Consider the following 20,228-nt stretch of genomic DNA (forward strand, 5'->3'; position numbering starts at 1 on the left):
CAGTATTGCCCTTTAATTTGATTTATTTCACTTTAATGGCAAAAGCGACTTGACGGCGGGCGCTAAGGTTTCTAGAATTCGCGCCACTTTCAGACAACAAGTGACTCGGAGTCTGGAAGGTTTGCGGCGTCCCCTTCGTCTAGTGGCCTAGGACACTGCCCTTTCACGGCAGTAACAGGGGTTCGAGTCCCCTAGGGGACGCCATTATTCAGTCGTGCTGATGCGTCGGCAGGGCGAAAAAGAGAAGCAGAAATGCTTCTCTTTTTTTTTGCAAAAAATTTAATATTGGCATGAAAATATCCTTGACGGGCAGGGTTTGGCGCTCTAGAATGCGCGCTCTTTCAAGGACAGCAGCTTTGTTCTGAAAGAGCTCGCGGCGTCCCCTTCGTCTAGTGGCCTAGGACACTGCCCTTTCACGGCAGTAACAGGGGTTCGAGTCCCCTAGGGGACGCCAATTAATTTGCGTCACAGCACGTAAATTTGTCAGTAACTTGCTTAGGCAGTTTGTTGACACATTGATGAAAACGACTTAGTATGCGCACCGTTAATTGCTGGTGAACAAAAAAGTCAGTTTAATCAAGGCTGTACGGCATATGTGAAATTGATTTAGAATGGCTTCTAAATCTAATGTCGTGATTTGCGGGAATAGCTCAGTTGGTAGAGCGCAACCTTGCCAAGGTTGAGGTCGGGAGTTCGAGCCTCCTTTCCCGCTCCAAATTCTAAAAAAGCGAAGCGACTGCTTCGCTTTTTTTTTGCCTGTACTTTTATCCGAAAAATGTTTTTCTTGGTTAGTCGCGCCACCTTGCGCAAGTGCGGGGTGACGCTATTGTTTTAATTCACGCTAGTGCATACCAAATACTTGGGCGCGGAGATTTCTGTAGCAGGTGTCAGGTTTGCTGTTGCACTGTTCGTAGTATTGTTCTTCAACTTTTTGGTAGCGCTCCATTTCATCGTCGCCAAGATAGTGCATGCAGTCGCCACCAAAAAACCACAGTAGGTCGCGGTGCACCTGTGGGGTGATGTCAGGGTAATGGCCAATGATGTGGGTTATGATACGCTGACCAAGTGCGACGTAAGCCTCATTGGTAGCGAATTCTTCTTTTAGTTGCGCAAGCATCGCTAATAACTCGGCATTGCTCTCTTCGCTGTGTGCCGGGTGCTGTGGCAGTACCACTGCGCAGTGCGTGTGAAGCTCTGTGCAGAGTTGTAGGTAGTATTCAATTCGTGTCGTCACGTATTCTCCATTGCGCATTTTTGCAGATTGTTTCTGAGCTGGGGCTAATTGGCTCTAGTGTATTCCATCGCGCTAGCGTGGCAAAATACGCGGCTTACAAAATGATGTAATCGATTTAGGTAATTATTATGGCGCTTGCCCTAGAAATTAAGGGATTACGCAAGGTTTATGGCAATGGTTTTGAGGCCCTGAAGGGCATCGATCTCGAGGTTAAGCAGGGTGATTTTTTCGCTTTGCTCGGTCCGAATGGTGCAGGTAAATCCACTACCATTGGCATTGTGTCGTCGCTAGTGAAGAAAACCGCTGGCGAGGTGCGAATTTTTGGCCATTCCCTCGACAGTGATATCGCGGCGGCCAAGCGTCAAATTGGCTTAGTGCCCCAAGAGTTCAACTTTTCTAATTTTGAGTCGGTTTGGGATATTGTAGTGAATCAGGCGGGCTATTATGGCCTGAGTCGTGGGATTGCCGCTGAACGAGCTGAGAAATACCTGAAGAAGCTGGGTTTGTGGGACAAGCGCCACGGCGCCTCGCGGATGCTGTCGGGGGGGATGAAGCGCCGCTTGATGATTGCTCGGGCGCTTGTGCATGAACCGCGCCTATTGATTTTAGATGAGCCTACCGCTGGTGTGGATATCGAGCTGCGCCGCTCAATGTGGGAGTTTCTCACTGAAATTAATCGCAGTGGCACAACGATTATTCTCACCACTCACTACCTCGAAGAAGCAGAGAGCCTGTGCCGTAATATTGCGATTATCGACGCGGGCAATATCGTTGAAAACACCAGTATGAAAGCCTTGCTGCGCCAGTTGCAAAAAGAGGTGTTTATCCTCGATGTACGGGACAGCTTGAGTGCTGATATTAGTATTCCAGGTTTTGACACCCGCTTTGTGGATGAACACACCTTGGAGTTGGTGCTTAAAAAGGGCACCTCTCTCAATGAGGTGTTTGCCGCGCTGAATAGTAGTGAACTGGTGGTTAGCAGTATGCGCAATAAGGCTAATCGCCTCGAAGAATTATTTGTGTCGCTACTGAACCCAAAATAAAGCGAATATTCGTGTATTCAGGTGTTATTGGGAAATCCTGGTTCTTAGATTTAAAAGGTGGAATTGTTAATGACAGCAGCAGAGCAGTGGATTGCGTTTTACACCATTGTCCGTAAAGAGATTCGTCGCTTTATGCGGATCTGGATGCAAACCTTATTGCCGCCGGCGATTACCATGTCGCTGTATTTTGTTATTTTTGGCGCCTTGATCGGCTCGCGGATAGGGCAGATGGGTGGCTTTTCTTATATGGAGTTTGTGGTGCCGGGTTTGATTATGATGTCGGTAATCACCAACGCCTATTCTAATGTGGTGTCGTCTTTTTTTGGTGCTAAGTTTCAGCGCTTTGTGGAGGAGATATTGGTGTCGCCAATGTCGAATAACACGGTGTTGTGGGGGTTTGTGATTGGCGGCGTAGCGCGTGGCTTATTGGTTGGCTTAATCGTAACCATGTTGTCGCTGTTTTTTACCACGCTGCATATTCAGCACATCGGCATAACCATAGCGATCGTACTGATGACCTCGATAATGTTCTCGCTGGCGGGGTTTATCAACGCGGTATTTGCCAATAATTTTGACGATGTTTCGATTGTGCCGGTGTTTGTACTAACGCCGCTGACCTATTTGGGTGGTGTCTTTTACTCAATCGACTTATTGCCGGAGTTTTGGGCTGGAGTGTCGCGCTTAAACCCCATGCTCTACATCGTTAATGCGTTTCGCTATGGGGTGCTAGGTACCTCAGACGTCAATGTGGTAACCGCCTTTATTATGGTCGGTGTGTTTACCTTGGCAGCCTATGCCTACTGTATGTATTTATTGCGCAGTGGAACCAGGCTGCGCCAGTGAATGCTTGGTTTGGAATGAGCGAGAGTTATCTAAAATGAGTGAGCACCACGGTCACGGCCCTTTAGGCGCGAAGGTTGATTATCCGGCTCAGTACGACGCGAGTTGTTTATACCCAATACCTCGCGCCGCAGGGCGCGCAGCTTTGGGTATTGCGGCGGACTTGCCTTTTGTTGGGGTCGATATTTGGAATGCCTATGAATTGTCGTGGCTAAATCTAAATGGTAAACCGATGGTGGCTTGTGCGGAGTTTCGGGTCCCCGCCGACTCGGAAAATATTATCGAATCGAAATCCTTTAAGCTCTATCTTAATTCCTTTAATCAAACTCGGTTGGGCGGTATTGCTGAGCTAAGTGCTGTACTCACTAAAGATTTGAGCGCGGCGGCGGGAGCGCCAGTTCAGGTAGAAATAGCTTGCCCTGATGACTGGGGGCTGAACTACGTTATTCAGAATCCTGCTGGCGAGTGTCTTGATAGCTTGGATATTAGTCCCGACAGCTACCAGCCAAATAGCATGCTATTGAAAGCGAGTGAGGGAGAGTCGGTAACAGAAGAGCTGTATAGTCATTTATTGCGTTCGCGCTGCCCAGTGACCTCTCAGCCCGACTGGGCGAGTATCGAAATTGCTTATAGCGGTGCACGTATTGATCGGGAGGGGCTGTTAGCGTACCTGATTTCATTTCGCGAGCACGACGATTTTCACGAGCAGTGTGTTGAGCAAATTTTTAGTGATATTAATCGCTATTGCCAGCCGACTAGCTTGCGGGTTTACGCTCGATATTTACGGCGCGGTGGTCTAGATATTAATCCTTGGCGCAGTAATGTTGTTAATGATAAAGCGTACAACAGCCGCGGTTCGCGACAGTGATAAAGTACTGTTAGGCCGCTGTTTGCCATGTGGATAATGTCTGCGCCAATTTGGCGAGGCAGGCATTAAAATCAGTAGACTTACTGATAAATGCATCTGCGCCGAGCGCTTTGCATTCGCTTTGTTCTCGGTACGTTCCAGTGTGCATTACAATATAAATATGATCGTAGCGTTTATTTTTGCGAATAAATTCAAGTGCTGTTTTGCCATCCATTCGCCGCATATTAATATCGAGAAAAATAATATCAGGAAGTTCATTACTGTATTGAGCGTCGAGTTCTGCGAGTAGTAGCTCGCCGCCTTCAATCTCTTTAAGTTGCGGTTTTTCGCCCAGCCTGGTGAGGCTTTCTTTAAAAATAATTCTGTCAGCCATAGAGTCATCGACAATCCAAAATGTCGGGCTTCTGCTTGCAGTCATCTTGCCATTTATAATCCGGTAGTTTTAATAGATGTTAGGGTAGGGGGTCGCGGTCTGTTGTTCTGTAGGTATTTGTTCTGATTAAGCTAGCGTTATTGCCGCCGATATCAACATCAGTAAGTAAATCAACGGATATCCCGAACTCCGGCCTAGCGGCATAATTGCTGCCATATACGAGAGGTTTGGGAGTTTAATATGCTAATTGCAAGCTACTTGCTAGGCTGCGACGGAGATGGCAGCGTCCGCCATTTAGCCGTTGACAATGTTATACCTGAATCAACTCTGACGATGGAGTACACGCTCTATCCCCGTGAGTCGGCGAGAGGTGCCGAGATCATTGATCTGGTTTTGCAATTTGCCGATGCAGAAGAGCCCCGCAACATTATCTGTCTGCCCGCTATTCCTTCGGCGGTGGTGAATCATATCCTTGCTGGCTTGCCGCTACAAATTGTTGATTTTGCCTACGGCAGAGTTGTGCGTTTGGATTGTCAATTTCAGCCCTATCAGCAGCGTTGTGCTTAATATGAGTTATTGGCGTAGGAGCAAGACCAGCGCTCTTGAAGCTAAATATTATTCAATGCACGGTCCTCAATCTACGATTAGTTTGTGCCCGTCGACACAGCGGATGAGCTATGCAGCGAATTTTGCTGCAAAAATACCGCAAACCATTGACGGCCGAATTCAATCAGATCAACGTCTATCTCCTGATGCCGATACCTTGAATTACTTTGTAAAATTGGCTGAGCGACTGTCTAAATCCCCCAAAGCGTAAATTTCCGCTGCGCTAGCTAGCAAGCTTGTTTATCATGGCCTCTTGAATATCGATTTTAGGGGTCATTGTGTCTGAATTAAATCATCGCCACGCGTTTGTTACGATGCTGGATTTGCAAAACCGCATGAATGCCAAAGTTCATCCAGACTGGATGAGCCAGGGTTTTGCTTGGTATCGCGCTGCGTGGATAGAATGCGCTGAGCTGATGGACCACTTCGGCTATAAGTGGTGGAAAAAGCAACAAGCCGATATTGAGCAAGTACAGCTGGAAGTGGTCGATATCTGGCATTTCGGTTTGAGTGCGATGTTTACGCCCGGCGCGGATATCGAGAAGCTGGCTGATGCTATTGTGAACGAATTGGCAAGCTATCAGGCCTCGGGCAAGGGCGTATTAGCAGCGACGGAAGCACTGGCGGGGCACTGCCTGACCGAGAAAAGCTTTTCGGTGAGCTTGTTTTGGGATCTGATGGCCGCGTCGGGGCTTAGTTTCGACCAGCTTTATAAGCAGTATGTTGGCAAGAATGTGCTCAATTTTTTCCGTCAAGATCACGGTTATAAAGACGGCAGTTATATTAAGATTTGGCAGGGCAGCGAGGATAATGTCCATCTTGTCGAGATACTCGCTAGCGCGGATATGCGCTCACCACAATTTGCCGATGACGTTTACAAGAGCCTTGTGGCTCGTTATCCGTCGGCCTAGGGGCGTTGCTAATGTCTTCGGATAAGGTCTCTACCTCGGCTCTGGCCAAACTTGGTGAAATTCCTGTTCAGCAGCTGTTTTCGGTGCTGAAGGATTACGGTTGGATCCGTAAAACGGATGACGGCTGGGCGCTGACGGGCAAGGGCGAATTTGAAGGCGGTAGCTATATCACCAGCAAACGCTACGGTCGCTATATTGTGTGGCCAAATTCCTTATTAGAGCACCCGCTTTTTCAGGCGTTAGAAAGCAATAAATTGTTGTCTGCGGCGGCATTGGGGCGTATCGAAGGGTTTAGCGGGCGGGAAATTAATCGCATGCTAGTTGAAATCGCCTGGTTGCGTCCTAGCTCTCGTGGTTGGGAGCTAACGGAGCTAGGTATTGCTGAGGGCGGACAGCTTTTTGAAAATCAGCAAAGCAGTCTTAGCTACGTATTGTGGCCGGAAGATGTCCGTCATCGGCCGGCGTTAAAGCGAATTTTACAGCAGTGCCGAAAACCAGAGCCTGAAGTTGATGATTTATTTGCGGCCAGTCAATCGCCAGATCGAGAATGGCGTAGTCTTGATGGTGTGGTCTGTAAAAATCACGCCCACTGGGCTATAGCTCAATGGCTGTATTTAGCTGGCCTGCGCTATGCTGTCTACCGAAGTTTACCGGTGGCGGAGAATTTAGTTGGCGATTTTTATTTGCCTCAGGCTGGCGTCTATATTGAGTACTGGGGAGGCGATGATCACTCCGACGCCATCTCAGCGCGTATGCGGCGCGCTGAGTTGTGCAAGAAATTAGGTTTTACTGTTCTTGATGTTCATCCAGATGATTTGCCTAATTTAGATGACTACCTCAGTCGGCATCTGCAAACTCTTGGCGTGGATTTTTACTAGTGTTCCAGTTCTTGCTTAATGGCTTCAGCCAAGGCTAAGTCTTTGGCCGTTAAGCCTCCCGAGTCGTGGGTAGTGAGGGCGATGTTGACCGTTTTATAAACATTGCTCCACTCTGGATGATGGTCTATTTTTTCAGCACGCATCGCAACGCGGGCCATAAATCCAAATGCGCTGATAAAGTTTTCGAACTCCAGCTTGGTACACAGCTTACCTTCACGCAACTCCCAGCCTTTCAAGTTTTTCAGCGCATCGCTAACTTCTTGCTCAGTTAATTTTACGGTCATTAGATTTCCTTTTAGCCTTGTTTTGTCAAAAATACGCCGCACTCCATATGGTGAGTGTACGGGAACTGGTCGAAGAGGGCGAAGTCATTGACGTGGTGAGATTTTGTTAATATTTCCAAATCGCGGCGCAGGGTTTCTGGGTTGCATGAAATGTAAATAATATTATTAAAGCCTGCAATAAACTCACGGCTGGCGGCGTCTAAGCCGGCTCTGGGTGGGTCTACTAATACCGTGCTTATGGCGTAGCTGTCGAGGTCGACGCCGTGTAGGCGACGGAAGCTGCGCTCTTTATTTAGCGCTGAGGTCAGTTCCTCGCTAGACATCCGCAGTACCAGTGCATTGCTGACCGTATTCATGGCAAAATTTTCGTGGGCGGCTTTAACCGAGGTTTTCGAAATTTCGGTGGCGAGTACACGGCGAAAATGGGTTGCCAGTGGTATGGTGAAATTGCCGTTACCACAATATAGCTCCAGCAAATCGGTATCGGGATTCTGGCCACAGCGCGCCTTGGCCCAGCTTACCATTTTGGCATTTACTTTGCCGTTGGGCTGGGTAAATCCACCCTCATACTGGTGGTACGCGTAGTGCTTGCCGTCTACGGGTAATTGCTCTAGCACATAGTCTCGATCGAGTACGATTTTTTGTTTTTTACTGCGGCCAATAATTTGAATATTGAATTGCTCGGCGATGGCTTGGGCGGCTAGCTGCCACTCGTCGTCGAGCCGACGGTGGTATATCAACGTGACCAGCATGTCGCCACTGAGGGTGCTCAAAAACTCAATTTGAAATAAGCGCTTATTTAACGCCGAGTGTTCGCCAAGCGCCAGCCGCAGTGGCGTCATTAATGTGCAAATGGTTTCTGAGGCGGTAGGGAAATGATCAATCCTGATCGGTGCTTTAGGGTCTCTGGGATCGAACATCGCGTAGAAAAAGCTGCCATCTTCGTGCCAAATACGAAACTCGGCGCGCAGGCGATAGTGCTCTGGTGCTGAGGGGTAGATTTCGGCCGTTGGTAGTGCGAGATCAGCGAAGCTCGCAACAACGGTGTTCACTTTCTCAGCGAGAAGTTGCGGGTATTCTGCGGTATTTAGGGGTTTGAAACTCATAGGTTTTCCGTAGCTGTGGCGCTGAGTCGTTGGCGATTGCGCTGGTTCCAGATTGCGCTGGCCTGAGCGAGGCATTCTTCTTGATTAAGTTCGGGGCTTCGCAACTGTAGGGCAATCGCAATGGTACCTTGAATGGCGAGTCGGCCGTATTCACTTATGTGTTCGTCACGCCACGCGTTGAGTAACTCGGTGGTGGGTAGTTCGCTAAGCTTTTCTTGCCTGCCGTCGAGCATGCGGGGCCATTCGGCCTCGCTTAAGTGGCCGTTGTGGACGCTTTTAACGCGACAGTCGGCTTCAGGTTTGCGTTCCGCTTCGCCTGCTTCACCTTTAAATACCACGGCGTGAGCTTGGCCCAATAACGCGGCCGCCTGCTGATGATTGTCGGCATAAGCAGGGTGGAAAATACTCTGTATAGAATAGTCTGCGGCAAGTGGGTTGAGTAGCCGCGACAGGGTGTGTACCGGCGAGCGCAGGCCAAATTGAGCGCGTAGATCAATCATGCGCTGCAGTGGCGGTGAAAATTGCGCAAGTGGCAGGTATGCGAAATTACCTTGCTCTAGTTTACTACTGACATCTTGCCAGTCGCGGGCGGTGGCTTCGCCGAGTTCTGCCAGCACGTGCTCGCTGTAGATACGTTCGGCGGTGTGTCCGGCAGCACCGTGCATAAACACGCGTAAACCACTGTCTGCCAGCGCTAGGGCGGCAAGTAGATACCATGGCTGCTGCCGGCGCTTACCGGCGTAGCTCGCCCAGTCTAGGTCAACGGCAATACTTGGTGCCCGGAGGGTTTCACGCACCGCGCGAACAAAGCCGGCAAGCTCTTCAAAGCTTTCTTCCTTGACCCGCAGCAGCATAAGAAAGGCGCCGAGCTGCACGTCCTCTACTTCGCTGCGCATAATCATGCCCATCGCGGCATAGGCTTCGTCGGCGTTAAGTGAGCGCGACCCAGTTTTGCCCTTGCCAAGAATACGAACATATTGTGCGAAAGGGTGTTCGGCTATCATAGATACACTCGGAGTGGGTTTATAGGCAGTTGTCTGGGCGGGGCAGACCAGCAATTTTACTGAGCGACTTTGCTGGGCTATCGGGAAAGTGTTTCAGAAAATACAGGCTGGTGCCCTTGTCGGCGCCAAGTTCTAATTTGGCGTATTTTATCAGGGGCCGCATCGCTGGGGACAGGCCAAACTGCTGGTAATAACGCTGCACCAGTTCAATTAGCTGCCAGTGGCTTTCGCTCAGGGTGATGCCGGAGCTGGTGGCGAGTTGTTCAGCGACAGCCGGCGACCAATCAGTGAGGTCTTTAAGGAAACCGTCGGGATCGGTGGCGATGCTCGCGCCATTAACCACTAGCGCACTCATTACCAACTCAAACAGTGGCGGTGTTGCGCGCAGAGCTCGACAAATCCACTGTAATCTACCAGTGTTACGGCGCCGACGGGGTTAACGCCGCGGCGATCAATATCATCGCTGAGGGCGTAGATTGAAGCATCGCCACTCGTTATCTCAATGTTGCTGGCTGCTAGCAATACCGCATCTTCGATTAAAATGACGGCATCGCCATCCGTCAAACTGAATTGGCAGCGGCTTAAACTACTCGTGCTATTTAATATATGTAAGCTCACCTAAAAACTCTGAATGCGGTCGGCTGAGGACATTAAGCTGGAAAATTGCTCTGCTGACAGGGCTTTTGCCTGCGGGACCAGTGCCGCTGGCGGGAGATTATACGTGCTGCTGTCTTCGGCGAGATAATATATATCGTCAATGTCATAGAGTGGCAGGGCATTAATTACGCCGAGGTGCGGTTTTTTCTCAGTGTTCGCGCTATTTTGTTGCATCACTAATTGATAAATAGCCTCTTGCGCAAACACTAGGCTCACTTCTTGATCGAAGGCGGCGCTAGCTAGGGCCATGTCGAGAGCTTCCCGGGCAATGCTGTTGCCATAGGCGGAACGTGTAAAAATATAGAGGAATTTCACTGGGTGTTACTGCCAAATCTTACTACGCGGTCTGCCTGTATGCAGGCGTCAACCCACTGACCAAGGCCGCCTATAGTAAAGCCGTCGGCCATGTTATGGCCGCCAAGTTCGTAGCGTTCGGCTTCTTTAGCATCAACGATGCCGCGACGCAGGGCGCTAGATACACATACCACCAAGTCTATGGCAAATTCTTGCTGTAGTGCCTGCCATTGCTTGGGCACGCTAATTTCGTCTTGGGGTGGGGTGATGAAACGATTGGCGCAGTGCACGCCGTCGTTAAAGAAAAACACGCGATAAACGCTATGACCACTGTCTAGCGCTGCTTTACAAAAACGCAGGGCACTTAAGCTGGCTTGGTCGGTACAGGGTTGGCCGCTGACGAGTAGAGCGAAACTGAGGCTCATTTGAGCCTCAGTAGATTGGTTTGCCGAGTAATACGGGGGTGATTAATCATCGCTGCCGAAAATGCCGAGCAAATGCAGCAGATGAACAAACAAATTGTAAATATCGAGGTAAAGCGCAACGGTGGCACGAATATAGTTGGTTTCGCCGCCGTGGATGATTCTGCTGGTATCAAACAGGATCAGTCCAGACATGATAAATACCGCTGCTGCAGAGATTGCTAGCGATGCGGCGGGTACTTGAAAAAACATATTCGCGATGCTGGCCACGACCATCACCAACAGGCCGATCATTAAGAATCCGCCCAGAAAGGAGAAATCTTTGCGGGTAGTAAGCACGTAGGCAGAAAGGCCAAAGAACACCAGTGCGGTGCCGCCGAGCGCCTGCATTACCAATTCTCCGCCATTAGGTAGGGCGAGGTACATTTTGAGCATTGGTCCTAGGGCAGCACCCAATAGACCGGTGAATACAAATATGGCAACAATACCTTTACTTGAATCTGCAGTTTTATGGACGACAAACAGCATGACAAAGCCGAGTATGGACAAAACTAGGCCAGTGCCATGGCCGATGTTGAGTGCCATTGCCAATCCAGCGCAGAGGGCGCTAGTGACAAGGGTCATGCCTAACAACATATAGGTATTGCGCAGCACCTTGTTGGTTTCGAGAACGGGCTGGGCGTGCGCGCCTGTCTGAAAGACCGATTTGTCTTGCATGGATGACTCCGTAGTGAAAAAGGTAGGTTCTAGCTAAGCTAATGATACGTTGGTGGGTATTGCGACTGCAAGCGCGATGGTGGCTTTGCAGAACCTAATTAGCTTAACCCCGATAGGCTTAATTGGTCGCTAACCTCAGCAAAGGCATGGGTTTGGATGTCGGCAAGGTCGGCAAGGGTGATTCCCTTTGGGAGTGCGGTAATTTCTGCCCAGCTGCCTTTGCTGATGGCGACAGCAAGTTGCAAGATTTGACCGTATTTGCCCTCATGATTCAGCAGGGCATCAGTCATGCTGGGCGATAGCTCGAGTTTTGTGCAGACCTCGGCGAGGGGGATGTCAATAAAAGCATCGAGTAACGAGAACATGCCTGTGGTATAGGCGGTGTGCTGATCTACGCCATTTTGTTGAAGGGCGATCATTTGGCATAAGTAGGCGCGAGATAGCGCTTGCTCCAGTAGGGCGCGGGGTTTGTGGTCTAGGCGACCTAGCGCCAGCATATTTGCCCAGCTTTTAATTCGGTTTACGCCGGCCATGGTGGTAGCGTGATGCACAGAAGTAATCTCGGCAACCTTGGCAACACTAGCCGAGTTCATAAATTGCAGTATGCGGTAGCTTAGTTGGGGGTCGCTCTGAATAGCGTTGCTTATATCCTCCATGGTGTTGTCTTCATTATTTAATGTTTTTAGCAGTCGCATTACCGCAAATTGGCTGTCGTTATGACGCGTGCCAAAGAGCGGTGCGGGCTGGCTGAAGAAAAACCCTTGGAAGAGTTGGTAGCCCTCTGCCTTGCAGCGCTCAAATTCTTCAAGCGTCTCCACTTTCTCGGCCAACCAAATCAGGTTGTCACGCTGGTGTTGGGTGTAAAGCGATGCGCTGCTATGTCCGGGTAAAATATCGCTGATATCAACTTTAACGATATCAATATAGGGTAACCATTTGGTTTGCTCGTCATCACCTATGTAGTCGTCAAGTGCGACTTTAAAGCCGAGTGAGCGAAGATTTATAACGGCTTCTATGTTGGCGGCCGTGGGTGAAATGTATTCAAGCACTTCGGCTACTAATTTTTTTGATTGAACAGCAGGTGGAGTATGCAGCCAAGACTCGGTGAGGTTTACGAAAGCGGGCAGGCCGTTGGTTATATTTTCTATGCCTAAGTCATGAAAGGCACCGATGAGAACCTCGCCAGTGGCCATATTGCCATTGTCGGTTTGCGATTCTAAGGAGGCGACGTCTACAGTGCGGCAGAGTAATTCGTAGGCGACGGTTTTTCCATTTTTATTCAGTATTGGTTGGCGGGCCATCAGTGGGGTATTGGAATTGATCATTAATGATCCTCGTACAGCTGTTTTCACTTTTAGGTGCGACGTAATAGTTGTGAATGTCATTAGCTACAAAGCGCCAAGCGTGCTTTATTTAATAGATATTAGCTTTAAAGGGGGACTTAGCGAGGATCGGCCTAAAATAAATAAGATGCTAATTGGATCTAGATGCGGAAAGAGATGGTATTAGGTTTTGAGAGGCAGGCTATATTGGGGCGGACTAAACAGGGTAGGTCAGGGATCAGTCGATGTTAGATCGGTACAAAATAGGTGGTGGGTATTTTGCTATTCTAGGCTGAACGCCGTGGAGTATGGGTAAAAGTGGCGGAGGGGCAGGGATTTGAACCCTGGGTTGGGATAAACCAACGCCGGTTTTCAAGACCGGTGCAATCGACCACTCTGCCACCCCTCCGCAGCAGTTGCGAATTATACATAGCTTGTTAGGCGAAACAAGCAGTATTAAGAAAAAGACTTATAAATCAGCTTGATGAGTTTGAAATTGGATGAAATTTAAGCAATAAAAAGCCCAGCACTGGGCTGGGCTCTTTTTTTGTACACGCTTATGGCATTGCGAGCTTAGTTTTACGCTTAGTTGCGTGGATCATTTGCTGCGCGTGGCAAGCTTGGGCGATCGGGGCTGGGCTGAGCAATAATGCTCGTATCCAGCGCCGGTGGCTTAGGCTGTGCAGTAATGATGTTTAGTTCTTGTACCGGCTTAGGCGCGATCCTTGGGTCGTTGCTAGCCCTCCCTACTGGGCGTGGCTTGACGGCGGAGGGAGCTGTTGTGGCAGCGGCTTTGGCAGCAGGCTTTGGTGGTGCTTTGGCCCCAGTTTTTGCTTTAACTGGCGCAGGGCTGTCGATAGCAGGGGCAGTAGCTGCTTTGTCGCTGTCGGCAGGACGTTCAGTTGCGGCTGCGCTGGCTGTTGAGATATTTTTTCCAGCGACCGTCGGTTCAGGCTTAGGCTCTTCGCTAGCGGTAGCTTCAGCAGAAACATTCGCAGCGTTGTTGCTTTCCGCTTGTGCAGGGGCGCTGGCAATATTCGCTGGCGCGTCTACTGGTGCTGTGCTGGTATTGGTAGTCGCAGAGCTTTCTGCTTGGCCCTCAGCTGTTGTCTCAGTGTTTGTGCTGGTCGCTGGATTGGCTGCTGGTGCTTCAGCTGGTGCTGCAATCTCTGCTGCGCTGTTTGCATTTGGGGTAGCAGGAGTGGTCTCCGCTGGTATTTCTTGGCTAGCGGAGGTCGGTGGGTTGCTAGATACTTCGCTAGCGCTTTCCGGAACAAAGCTAGAGACGGTTGTTGGCGTAATGGCCGTGAACTCGCTCTCTTCGGCGGTAGGCTTTTTCGCGGCCGGTGTGGTAGCTGGTTTTTCAGTTGGCTTGGTTGCTGCGCTAGCGCGTGGTTCTGGGTTGGCAGCTGACACGCTTTCAACTTTTGCCGCTACGGCAGGCTCGCTGTTGTTTGCTGTGTTTGCTTCCTCGCTAGGTGCGGGGGTGCGGCGACGCTCCTGTTGGTTGCGGGGTTTGCGGTTGCCGGGCCGGCGCTTTGGTCTGGCGTTTTCAGTTTCAGTGCTTGGCGTCGCATCAATGACTTCGGCTGGAAGCTCTTTTTTCGCGGGCTCACTGTCGGTGCGATTGCTGCGATTATCCGTTACGCGGTTGTCGTCGCGGCCTTGGCGCTGATCTGGGTTGCGGCGATTGCGGCCGCCGCGATTGTTGCGGTTGCCTTGGCGTGGATTGTTGCTGTTGCGATTGCCTTCGTTGCGGCGCTTGGGGGCTGGCGTGGGCGCTGGCTCGGGCTCTGGCTCGACAGATTTAAACAGGCCGCTAAGGCTCTTGCCGAGTTTGCTGAAAAAGCCTTCGCCAGTAATTGCGGCTGCGGGGGCTTTGGCGGCAACGGGCTCGGCGGCAGCTGCGGGTGCTGGCGCTTTGGGTGCAAGGGTGCGAACTACTGCGGCAGCTGGTGCCGGAGTGGAGACGACTTCGTCAGAAATTTCTTTTTCGGCTTCAAGGTCGGCTACGATTTTGTAGCTAATTTCCTGCTCGTCGCCTAAATCGCTTTCGCGCAGACGAACAACCTCAAAGTGCGGTGTATCGAGTGCAGGGGTAGGGATGACCATTACCCGTACGCCGCTACGCTGCTCAATATCGTAAATGGCGGTGCGTTTTTCGTTTAGCAAATAAGAGGCGACATTTACTGGCACGATGGCGCGAATTTCAGCGCTTTTCTCTTTATTGGCTTCTTCTTCAACCAAGCGGAGAATTGAGAGTGCCAGCGAGTTAGTGTCGCGGATAGTGCCTTGGCCGCTGCAGCGTGGGCAAACTTTAGCGCTGGTTTCACCCAGGGATGGGCGCAGACGCTGGCGAGACATTTCGAGCAGGCCAAAGCGCGAGATGCGACCAATTTGGATGCGGGCGCGATCAGGTTCCATGGCGTCGCGAACGCGATTTTCGACTTCGCGCTGGTTTTTGGCCGCCATCATGTCGATAAAGTCGACCACAATTAGGCCGCCGATGTCACGCAGGCGCAGTTGGCGAGCAATTTCGTCAGCTGCTTCTAAATTGGTTTGCAGAGCGGTTTCTTCGATATCGCCGCCTTTGGTGGCGCGCGCTGAGTTTATGTCGATAGAAACCAGTGCTTCGGTGGGGTCGATAACAATTGAGCCGCCAGAGGGGAGTTGCACCTCGCGCTGGAAAGCTGATTCGATCTGGCTTTCAATTTGATAGCGGTTGAAGAGGGGGACCTGGTCTTTATAGAGACGAATTTTACTCTTAAAGTGCGGCATGACCTGTTCAACGAAATGCATGGCTTCGTTATAGGATTCTTCCGAGTCGATTAAAACTTGGTCGATATCGTCGCGAAGATAGTCGCGAATAGCACGGATAATGACGTTGCTTTCTTGCAGGATCAGGATCGGTGCCTTGCGCTCCTCAGATGCTTGCTTGATTGCCGACCAGAGGTGCAGCAAATAATCTAAATCCCACTGCAGCTCTTCTGAGCTGCGGCCAACCCCAGCGGTACGGACAATAACGCCCATGGCGTCAGGGATGTTGATTGCATTCAAAGCGTCGCGCAGTTCGGTGCGTTCGTCACCCTCAATGCGGCGTGAAATTCCGCCAGCTCGCGGATTGTTGGGCATAAGCACCATATAGCGACCGGCGAGGCTGATAAAGGTGGTTAGGGCAGCGCCTTTATTGCCGCGCTCTTCCTTTTCTACCTGAACAATAACCTGAGTGCCTTCTTTAACAAGATCCTTAATTTTTGCGCGACCGCCGCTGCCATCGGCAGGGTTGCGGTAGAAGTATTCTTTAGAGATTTCTTTGAGGGGTAGAAAGCCGTGGCGCTCAGCACCAAAATCGACAAAGGCGGCTTCAAGGCTTGGTTCTACGCGGGTTATGGTCCCTTTATAGACGTTGGCTTTCTTTTGTACGCGGGTGCGATTTTCAATATCCAGGTCAAACAAGCGTTGGCCATCGACGAGGGCAACGCGCAACTCTTCTGGTTGAGTTGCGTTAATAAGCATTCTTTTCATGAGCTAAAAATCCCAAAAGCCGGGATTTGTCGGGCCGCTCATGCGATTGAGCATCTTTAAGCGTTCTGATGTAGGCTGTATTAGCTGGTGAGGCTGCTGATTTATTGCTGCGTGCACCTTGTACATCAGTGGGGCCGCGTTGCCTGGCCGTTATATTCCAGTTCGCTTATTCTGGCCCTGAGGCCTTCTGCGCTGGGCGTCTTTCATCTATTACTGTTGGGCGCAATTTGCGGCGCCAGTATTGGTAACGTTCTTTACGTCGCTTTCTCAGAGTTCTATCGCACTTGCGGTGCTAACAAATATCGGCAGCACTATTATTTAATGTACCGACACTACGGTAGAATGCCCGCCGGTACACTGCTATTCACTTATGTAAATAAGGCTATGCGAATGTGTCGCAATCTTTGCCTTAGTATTAGCCGGCGGTCTTCCCTCTCATCACAGCCCTGCTGTGGTGGGAACCGGACCCGGTTGCTACCGGGCGACTATACCAGTAATCAATAACTAACTCAATGAGTTACAGGAGTGTACGTGGAATCCGAAAAAGTCATCAATCCCGTGGTTCGTTTGGTGGCGGTCGAGGCTGACTATGTCGGTCAGCGTATCGACAATTTCTTAATGAGAGAGTTAAAAGGTGTCCCTAAGTCTCGGATTTATAACCTTTTAAGGCGGGGCGAGGTGCGGGTGAATAAGTCTCGCGCTAAACCAGATTACAAATTGCAAACCGGCGACGTCGTGAGGGTGCCGCCGGTGCGAGTGGCGGTGCGTGAAGAGTCCGCCGTTCCGCTGGGCTTGGATGCCGGTTTGCGCTCGGCGATCCTGTATGAAGATGCCGGTTTGCTGGTTATTAACAAACCGTCGGGCTTGGCTGTGCATGGTGGTAGCGGAATATCCTTGGGTTTGATTGAAGCGCTGCGGCAAATGTATCCCGAGCAGCGCCATCTGGAGCTGGTGCATCGTCTTGATCGTGATACGTCGGGCTGCGTAATGGTTGCCAAAAAGCGCAGCGTGCTCAAGCAGCTTCATGAGCTATTAAAAGCGCGTAAAGGTGTCGATAAGCGTTATTTGGCGCTGGTTGGCGGTAAGTGGCCAGCTCGGAAGCAGCAGGTCAATGCGCCGCTGCAGAAAAATGTGCTGTCGTCGGGGGAGCGCATGGTGCGGGTTGAGCTTGAGGGTAAAAAGTCGGTAACCGAATATACCCTGCTGCGCCGAGTTGCTGGCGCTAGTTTGATTGAGGCGCGACCTGTTACTGGGCGAACTCATCAGATTCGGGTGCACTGCCAATACGCGGGCTATCCGATTCTTGGCGACGATAAATACGGCGATGATGAGGCGGACGCGAACTTCCGCAAGTTGGGTTTGAAGCGCTTGTTTTTGCATGCTCATTCTTTGGCGTTTAATTTAGATGGTAAGCGAATCTCGGTGGTGGCGCCGCTGCCTCCAGAGTTAGAGAAAGTATTAGAAAATGCGGGTAGTGAATTGTAATGCTTATAATTTTTGATTGGGATGGCACGATATTAGACTCCAGCGATAAGATTGTGGCCTGCATGCAGGCTGGGGCGCGGGAGTTTGGCGTGGAAGAGCGCGCCGCTGAGGATATTCGCAATATTATCGGCCTGGAGCTGAGCATGTTGATCTTACCTTTGCATGAGAGTGAGACAGACCGGCATCTCATCGGATTATCTGGTTGATGCTTCACCTACTGCTGGTGCATGTTTCCTTCGCTAATTCCAGCAAGAACCCCACACGCCTCAACTTCCCGGTCATCGTTGCAACTCGCTCTCAGTGAAACGAGTTGTTTCTCAAGCGCTTGCAGAGCGGTTATCTGCGACCGCACATGAGAGATGTGATCATCGAGCAAGGCGTTGACGGCGGTACAAGGCTGATGAGGGTCGTCCTGATAGCTCTGTAGTTCGTGAATCTCAGCCAGTGACAGGCCCAGGATTCTGCAGCGACGGATGAAGGCCAGCCCCTCACCATGCTTCTCGGTATAGACACGGTAACCGTTCTCCTGCCGATCAGGCGGCGGCAACAAGCCCTGCCGTTCGTAGAAGCGGATCGTCTGTGTATCTACCCCTACTGACTGTGCCAACTGACCAATACGCATCGGGTTCCTCCGCAACGGATTCTCTACGCTATTGACCTTATAGCTACTATATAGTTTTAAATGAAAGCCCGATCACATTCAAGTGGAGTCATATCATGAGTAAAAACTGCGGAGGCCCCTGTGGCGACGATGCAAGGCCTGCGGCGGATACCGATATGCAGGCCTCCTCCGATGCGTCGGGGGAATGGGTCAGTGTTTATGCCGTGCCGAAGATGGACTGTCCATCAGAAGAGCGCATGATTCGCCTGGCCCTGAACGGCGTTGAGGGGATTCGGGCACTGTCCTTCGACTTGTCGAACCGCCGGGTGAAGGTCGTGCATGACGGTGAGGTCGAGCCCGTCACCTCGAAACTGAAGACCTTGGAGCTAGGCGCCTCGCTTCAGGAAAGCGTCGCTGCCGATCCGGAGACCATCAAGGCGGCCGAGTTCTCGGCAGCCTCTGCCACGCAAGAATCCGGGACTCTGCGCTGGTTGCTCGGCATCAATGCACTCCTTTTCGTAGTGGAAATGACAGCCGGCCTGATCGCCCAGTCCACCGGCCTGATTGGAGAGTCCCTGGACAATTTCGCCGATGCGGCCGTGTACGGGCTCGCCCTTTATGCGGTTGGACATAGCGTGAGAATGCAGTTACGTGCCGCGCATGTTGCTGGTGTACTGCAACTGATCTTGGCTGTGGGCGTACTCATAGAGGTGGTGAGACGCTTTGTATTCGGTAGTGAGCCTGAATCGCTGGTGATGATGGCTATCGCATTCGTCGCATTGATTGCCAATACCAGTTGTCTGCTGCTCATATCCAAACATCGGGAGGGCGGGGCGCACATGAAGGCAAGCTGGATATTCTCGGCCAACGACGTGGTGATCAACCTGGGGGTCATCACCGCCGGCGCCCTGGTCGCGTGGACCGGTTCCAATTATCCGGATCTAATTATCGGCACCATCGCGGGGCTCGTCGTGCTTAACGGTGCCAGGCGCATTCTGGCGCTCAAGGGTTAAATAATGCTCATTATTGGCAAAAAGCTCTCGCCGTACGCCCTGTTGTCCATATCGGGCCTGCTGGCAACGTCTGATCAGGCTGTAAAGTGGCTGGTGCAGCAATCAATGGCCTATGGCGAGTCTGTTTCGGTGACCCCGTTCTTTAACTGGGTGCACCTATGGAACACCGGTGCCGCATTCAGTCTTTTTGCGAATGGTGGAGGCTGGCAGCGCTACTTTTTTATCGGGATCGCGGTGGCGGTCTCGATTTTTCTGATCAAGCTGATCCTTGAAAATCGTCATAAAGGAGAAGCCATCGCTTACAGTCTTATCCTCGGTGGCGCCATGGGCAACCTGATTGACCGGGTCTTTCGTGGCTATGTTGTGGATTCCTTTGATTTCTATTGGCGAGACTGGCATTGGCCGGCCTTCAACCTGGCTGATATTGCAATTGTCCTCGGTGCCTTACTTTTCGTTTCCGGCAGCTTTTTGGGTAAAAAAACAAACACCAATGCCGAGTCGGATGGATCTGACTGACACCTTCGCCTATACAACACCATGACCGAACTTCCCGACAACATTCTTCACCTGCCGCAATACCAAGTACTGGGCTGCAAATCAACCGACGACGAAATGCACTTCCAGGTGGACGCGCCCGATCCCATCGCTTGCGAGGAATGCGGCGTGCAGGGTGAGTTCGTGCGGTTCGGCAAGCGTGATGTTCCCTATCGTGATCTGCCCATCCACGGCAAGCGGGTCACCCTCTGGGTGGTCCGCCGCCGGTACACCTGCCGGGCCTGCAAGACAACCTTCAGGCCCCAGCTACCGGAGATGGTGGACGGCTTCCGTATGACGCTGCGGCTGCATGAATACGTGGAGAAGGAATCCTTCAACCACCCCTACACCTTCGTGGCGGCACAGACAGGTCTGGACGAGAAGACGGTACGCGACATCTTCAACGCCCGCGCCGAGTTCCTGGGGCGCTGGCACCGCTTCGAGACGCCCCGCATCCTGGGCATTGACGAGCTATACCTGAACAAGCGCTACCGCTGCATTCTGACCAACA

Annotated in this window: 25 protein-coding genes and 4 tRNA genes; 15 read left to right on the forward strand and 14 right to left on the reverse strand. The window is 51.2% G+C overall.

The genetic code is table 11. The annotated features are described in order from the left end of the window. Positions 1–128 precede the first annotated feature (128 nt). From AB4876_RS17920 to AB4876_RS17930, 3 genes are all read left to right on the forward strand, one after another. A tRNA-Glu gene (locus AB4876_RS17920) sits at positions 129–204 on the forward strand. Between the two features lie 174 nt (positions 205–378). Next, positions 379–454: transfer RNA gene (locus tag AB4876_RS17925), tRNA-Glu, on the forward strand. 185 nt (positions 455–639) lie between these two features. After that, a tRNA-Gly gene (locus tag AB4876_RS17930) sits at positions 640–715 on the forward strand. A 126-nt stretch (positions 716–841) separates the two neighbouring features. Here the strand turns inward: AB4876_RS17930 and AB4876_RS17935 are convergent. After that, complete coding sequence (locus AB4876_RS17935) at positions 842–1,234, reverse strand: PA2817 family protein (protein WP_368383101.1); 393 nt, start codon at positions 1,232–1,234, stop codon at positions 842–844. Positions 1,235–1,362: 128 nt separating this feature from the next. On the opposite strand from AB4876_RS17935, the gene AB4876_RS17940 reads away from it, so the two are divergent. The 3 genes from AB4876_RS17940 (at position 1,363) to queF (ending at position 3,985) form a co-directional block, all read left to right on the forward strand. Next, positions 1,363–2,277, forward strand: a complete 915-nt coding sequence (locus AB4876_RS17940) for an ABC transporter ATP-binding protein (RefSeq protein ID WP_368383102.1) — start codon at positions 1,363–1,365, stop codon at positions 2,275–2,277. 69 nt (positions 2,278–2,346) lie between these two features. After that, a complete protein-coding gene (locus tag AB4876_RS17945) occupies positions 2,347–3,120 on the forward strand; it encodes an ABC transporter permease (protein WP_368383103.1) in 774 nt (257 codons plus the stop codon). Positions 3,121–3,154: 34 nt separating this feature from the next. After that, a complete protein-coding gene (gene queF / locus AB4876_RS17950; protein ID WP_368383104.1) occupies positions 3,155–3,985 on the forward strand; it encodes an NADPH-dependent 7-cyano-7-deazaguanine reductase QueF in 831 nt (276 codons plus the stop codon). A gap of 10 nt (positions 3,986–3,995) precedes the next feature. On the opposite strand, the gene AB4876_RS17955 is transcribed toward queF, so the two are convergent. Continuing rightward, a complete protein-coding gene (locus AB4876_RS17955) occupies positions 3,996–4,403 on the reverse strand; it encodes a response regulator (RefSeq protein WP_368383105.1) in 408 nt (135 codons plus the stop codon). A gap of 195 nt (positions 4,404–4,598) precedes the next feature. Between AB4876_RS17955 and AB4876_RS17960 the strand changes: the two genes are divergently transcribed. The 4 genes from AB4876_RS17960 to AB4876_RS17975 all read left to right on the forward strand — a co-directional run bounded on the left by AB4876_RS17960 (position 4,599) and on the right by AB4876_RS17975 (position 6,753). After that, positions 4,599–4,925 (forward strand): hypothetical protein, encoded by a 327-nt coding sequence (locus tag AB4876_RS17960; RefSeq protein WP_368383106.1) that lies wholly within the window; start codon positions 4,599–4,601, stop codon positions 4,923–4,925. Between the two features lie 103 nt (positions 4,926–5,028). Beyond that, positions 5,029–5,175 (forward strand): hypothetical protein, encoded by a 147-nt coding sequence (locus tag AB4876_RS17965; RefSeq protein ID WP_368383107.1) that lies wholly within the window; start codon positions 5,029–5,031, stop codon positions 5,173–5,175. Between the two features lie 103 nt (positions 5,176–5,278). Further along, complete coding sequence (locus AB4876_RS17970) at positions 5,279–5,875, forward strand: dUTP diphosphatase (RefSeq protein ID WP_368383122.1); 597 nt, start codon at positions 5,279–5,281, stop codon at positions 5,873–5,875. A gap of 11 nt (positions 5,876–5,886) precedes the next feature. Beyond that, entirely contained in the window at positions 5,887–6,753 is an 867-nt protein-coding gene (locus tag AB4876_RS17975; protein ID WP_368383108.1) for a hypothetical protein, read from the forward strand. Here AB4876_RS17975 and AB4876_RS17980 read toward each other — a convergent pair. The 11 genes from AB4876_RS17980 to rne all read right to left on the reverse strand — a co-directional run bounded on the left by AB4876_RS17980 (position 6,750) and on the right by rne (position 16,084). Continuing rightward, positions 6,750–7,037: a 4a-hydroxytetrahydrobiopterin dehydratase gene (locus AB4876_RS17980; protein ID WP_368383109.1), complete on the reverse strand. Its 288-nt coding sequence runs from the start codon at positions 7,035–7,037 to the stop codon at positions 6,750–6,752. The two genes, AB4876_RS17975 and AB4876_RS17980, sit on opposite strands and share 4 nt — an antisense overlap. Positions 7,038–7,048: 11 nt before the next feature. Next, on the reverse strand, positions 7,049–8,143 hold the full coding sequence (gene trmA / locus AB4876_RS17985) for a tRNA (uridine(54)-C5)-methyltransferase TrmA (RefSeq protein WP_368383110.1): 1,095 nt from the start codon (positions 8,141–8,143) through the stop codon (positions 7,049–7,051). Continuing rightward, entirely contained in the window at positions 8,140–9,147 is a 1,008-nt protein-coding gene (locus tag AB4876_RS17990) for a glycosyl transferase family protein (RefSeq protein WP_368383111.1), read from the reverse strand. Before AB4876_RS17990 ends, trmA begins: the two co-directional genes overlap by 4 nt. A 19-nt stretch (positions 9,148–9,166) precedes the next feature. After that, positions 9,167–9,502, reverse strand: a complete 336-nt coding sequence (locus AB4876_RS17995) for a TusE/DsrC/DsvC family sulfur relay protein (RefSeq protein ID WP_368383112.1) — start codon at positions 9,500–9,502, stop codon at positions 9,167–9,169. Next, positions 9,502–9,765, reverse strand: coding sequence for a sulfurtransferase complex subunit TusB (tusB, locus tag AB4876_RS18000; RefSeq protein ID WP_301027419.1), 264 nt, complete (start codon positions 9,763–9,765; stop codon positions 9,502–9,504). Before tusB ends, AB4876_RS17995 begins: the two co-directional genes overlap by 1 nt. Next, the gene (locus tag AB4876_RS18005) at positions 9,766–10,119 is read right to left on the reverse strand and encodes a DsrE family protein (RefSeq protein WP_301027420.1); all 354 of its coding nucleotides are present in this window, start codon (positions 10,117–10,119) and stop codon (positions 9,766–9,768) included. Then, positions 10,116–10,523 (reverse strand): sulfurtransferase complex subunit TusD, encoded by a 408-nt coding sequence (gene tusD, locus AB4876_RS18010; protein WP_368383113.1) that lies wholly within the window; start codon positions 10,521–10,523, stop codon positions 10,116–10,118. Before tusD ends, AB4876_RS18005 begins: the two co-directional genes overlap by 4 nt. Before the next feature lie 42 nt (positions 10,524–10,565). Beyond that, positions 10,566–11,237, reverse strand: a complete 672-nt coding sequence (locus AB4876_RS18015) for a Bax inhibitor-1/YccA family protein (protein WP_368383114.1) — start codon at positions 11,235–11,237, stop codon at positions 10,566–10,568. Between the two features lie 98 nt (positions 11,238–11,335). After that, positions 11,336–12,562 carry an EAL and HDOD domain-containing protein gene (locus AB4876_RS18020; protein ID WP_368383115.1) on the reverse strand — a complete coding sequence of 409 codons (1,227 nt, stop codon included), beginning with the start codon at positions 12,560–12,562 and terminating at the stop codon, positions 11,336–11,338. A gap of 316 nt (positions 12,563–12,878) precedes the next feature. Further along, positions 12,879–12,968 (reverse strand) — tRNA-Ser (locus AB4876_RS18025). Positions 12,969–13,144: 176 nt separating this feature from the next. Next, entirely contained in the window at positions 13,145–16,084 is a 2,940-nt protein-coding gene (rne, locus tag AB4876_RS18030) for a ribonuclease E (RefSeq protein WP_368383116.1), read from the reverse strand. 531 nt (positions 16,085–16,615) lie between these two features. Between rne and rluC the strand changes: the two genes are divergently transcribed. Beyond that, positions 16,616–17,569: a 23S rRNA pseudouridine(955/2504/2580) synthase RluC gene (gene rluC, locus AB4876_RS18035; RefSeq protein WP_368383117.1), complete on the forward strand. Its 954-nt coding sequence runs from the start codon at positions 16,616–16,618 to the stop codon at positions 17,567–17,569. Continuing rightward, complete coding sequence (locus tag AB4876_RS18040) at positions 17,569–17,775, forward strand: HAD hydrolase-like protein (protein WP_368383118.1); 207 nt, start codon at positions 17,569–17,571, stop codon at positions 17,773–17,775. The genes rluC and AB4876_RS18040 overlap by 1 nt, the downstream gene beginning before the upstream one ends. A gap of 8 nt (positions 17,776–17,783) precedes the next feature. Here AB4876_RS18040 and cadR read toward each other — a convergent pair whose 3' ends face one another. Further along, positions 17,784–18,191 carry a Cd(II)/Pb(II)-responsive transcriptional regulator gene (gene cadR, locus AB4876_RS18045; RefSeq protein WP_368383119.1) on the reverse strand — a complete coding sequence of 136 codons (408 nt, stop codon included), beginning with the start codon at positions 18,189–18,191 and terminating at the stop codon, positions 17,784–17,786. Positions 18,192–18,286: 95 nt separating this feature from the next. Between cadR and AB4876_RS18050 the strand changes: the two genes are divergently transcribed. From AB4876_RS18050 to AB4876_RS18060, 3 genes are all read left to right on the forward strand, one after another. Then, a complete protein-coding gene (locus AB4876_RS18050) occupies positions 18,287–19,183 on the forward strand; it encodes a cation efflux transmembrane domain-containing protein (protein WP_068518358.1) in 897 nt (298 codons plus the stop codon). A 3-nt stretch (positions 19,184–19,186) separates the two neighbouring features. After that, the gene (lspA, locus tag AB4876_RS18055) at positions 19,187–19,699 is read left to right on the forward strand and encodes a signal peptidase II (protein WP_068518357.1); all 513 of its coding nucleotides are present in this window, start codon (positions 19,187–19,189) and stop codon (positions 19,697–19,699) included. 21 nt (positions 19,700–19,720) lie between these two features. After that, positions 19,721–20,228: transposase family protein (locus AB4876_RS18060; RefSeq protein WP_368383120.1), on the forward strand; the 508-nt coding region annotated here is incomplete at its 3' end.

Origin of the sequence: Zhongshania guokunii (assembly GCF_040892635.1) — a bacterium.
Classification (GTDB): Bacteria; Pseudomonadota; Gammaproteobacteria; order Pseudomonadales; family Spongiibacteraceae; genus Spongiibacter; species Spongiibacter guokunii.

Excerpts from the sequence above, each read along its gene's own strand:
- AB4876_RS17940 (WP_368383102.1), top strand. The coding sequence starts at position 1,363 with ATGGCGCTTGCCCTAGAAATTAAGGGATTACGCAAGGTTTATGGCAAT.
- AB4876_RS17945 (WP_368383103.1), top strand. The coding sequence starts at position 2,347 with ATGACAGCAGCAGAGCAGTGGATTGCGTTTTACACCATTGTCCGTAAA.
- queF (WP_368383104.1), top strand. The coding sequence starts at position 3,155 with ATGAGTGAGCACCACGGTCACGGCCCTTTAGGCGCGAAGGTTGATTAT.
- AB4876_RS17955 (WP_368383105.1), bottom strand. The coding sequence starts at position 4,403 with ATGACTGCAAGCAGAAGCCCGACATTTTGGATTGTCGATGACTCTATG.
- AB4876_RS17960 (WP_368383106.1), top strand. The coding sequence starts at position 4,599 with ATGCTAATTGCAAGCTACTTGCTAGGCTGCGACGGAGATGGCAGCGTC.
- AB4876_RS17965 (WP_368383107.1), top strand. The coding sequence starts at position 5,029 with ATGAGCTATGCAGCGAATTTTGCTGCAAAAATACCGCAAACCATTGAC.
- AB4876_RS17970 (WP_368383122.1), top strand. The coding sequence starts at position 5,279 with ATGCTGGATTTGCAAAACCGCATGAATGCCAAAGTTCATCCAGACTGG.
- AB4876_RS17975 (WP_368383108.1), top strand. The coding sequence starts at position 5,887 with ATGTCTTCGGATAAGGTCTCTACCTCGGCTCTGGCCAAACTTGGTGAA.
- AB4876_RS17980 (WP_368383109.1), bottom strand. The coding sequence starts at position 7,037 with ATGACCGTAAAATTAACTGAGCAAGAAGTTAGCGATGCGCTGAAAAAC.
- trmA (WP_368383110.1), bottom strand. The coding sequence starts at position 8,143 with ATGAGTTTCAAACCCCTAAATACCGCAGAATACCCGCAACTTCTCGCT.
- AB4876_RS17990 (WP_368383111.1), bottom strand. The coding sequence starts at position 9,147 with ATGATAGCCGAACACCCTTTCGCACAATATGTTCGTATTCTTGGCAAG.
- AB4876_RS17995 (WP_368383112.1), bottom strand. The coding sequence starts at position 9,502 with ATGAGTGCGCTAGTGGTTAATGGCGCGAGCATCGCCACCGATCCCGAC.
- tusD (WP_368383113.1), bottom strand. The coding sequence starts at position 10,523 with ATGAGCCTCAGTTTCGCTCTACTCGTCAGCGGCCAACCCTGTACCGAC.
- AB4876_RS18015 (WP_368383114.1), bottom strand. The coding sequence starts at position 11,237 with ATGCAAGACAAATCGGTCTTTCAGACAGGCGCGCACGCCCAGCCCGTT.
- AB4876_RS18020 (WP_368383115.1), bottom strand. The coding sequence starts at position 12,562 with ATGATCAATTCCAATACCCCACTGATGGCCCGCCAACCAATACTGAAT.
- rne (WP_368383116.1), bottom strand. The coding sequence starts at position 16,084 with ATGAAAAGAATGCTTATTAACGCAACTCAACCAGAAGAGTTGCGCGTT.
- AB4876_RS18040 (WP_368383118.1), top strand. The coding sequence starts at position 17,569 with ATGCTTATAATTTTTGATTGGGATGGCACGATATTAGACTCCAGCGAT.
- cadR (WP_368383119.1), bottom strand. The coding sequence starts at position 18,191 with ATGCGTATTGGTCAGTTGGCACAGTCAGTAGGGGTAGATACACAGACG.
- AB4876_RS18050 (WP_068518358.1), top strand. The coding sequence starts at position 18,287 with ATGAGTAAAAACTGCGGAGGCCCCTGTGGCGACGATGCAAGGCCTGCG.
- lspA (WP_068518357.1), top strand. The coding sequence starts at position 19,187 with ATGCTCATTATTGGCAAAAAGCTCTCGCCGTACGCCCTGTTGTCCATA.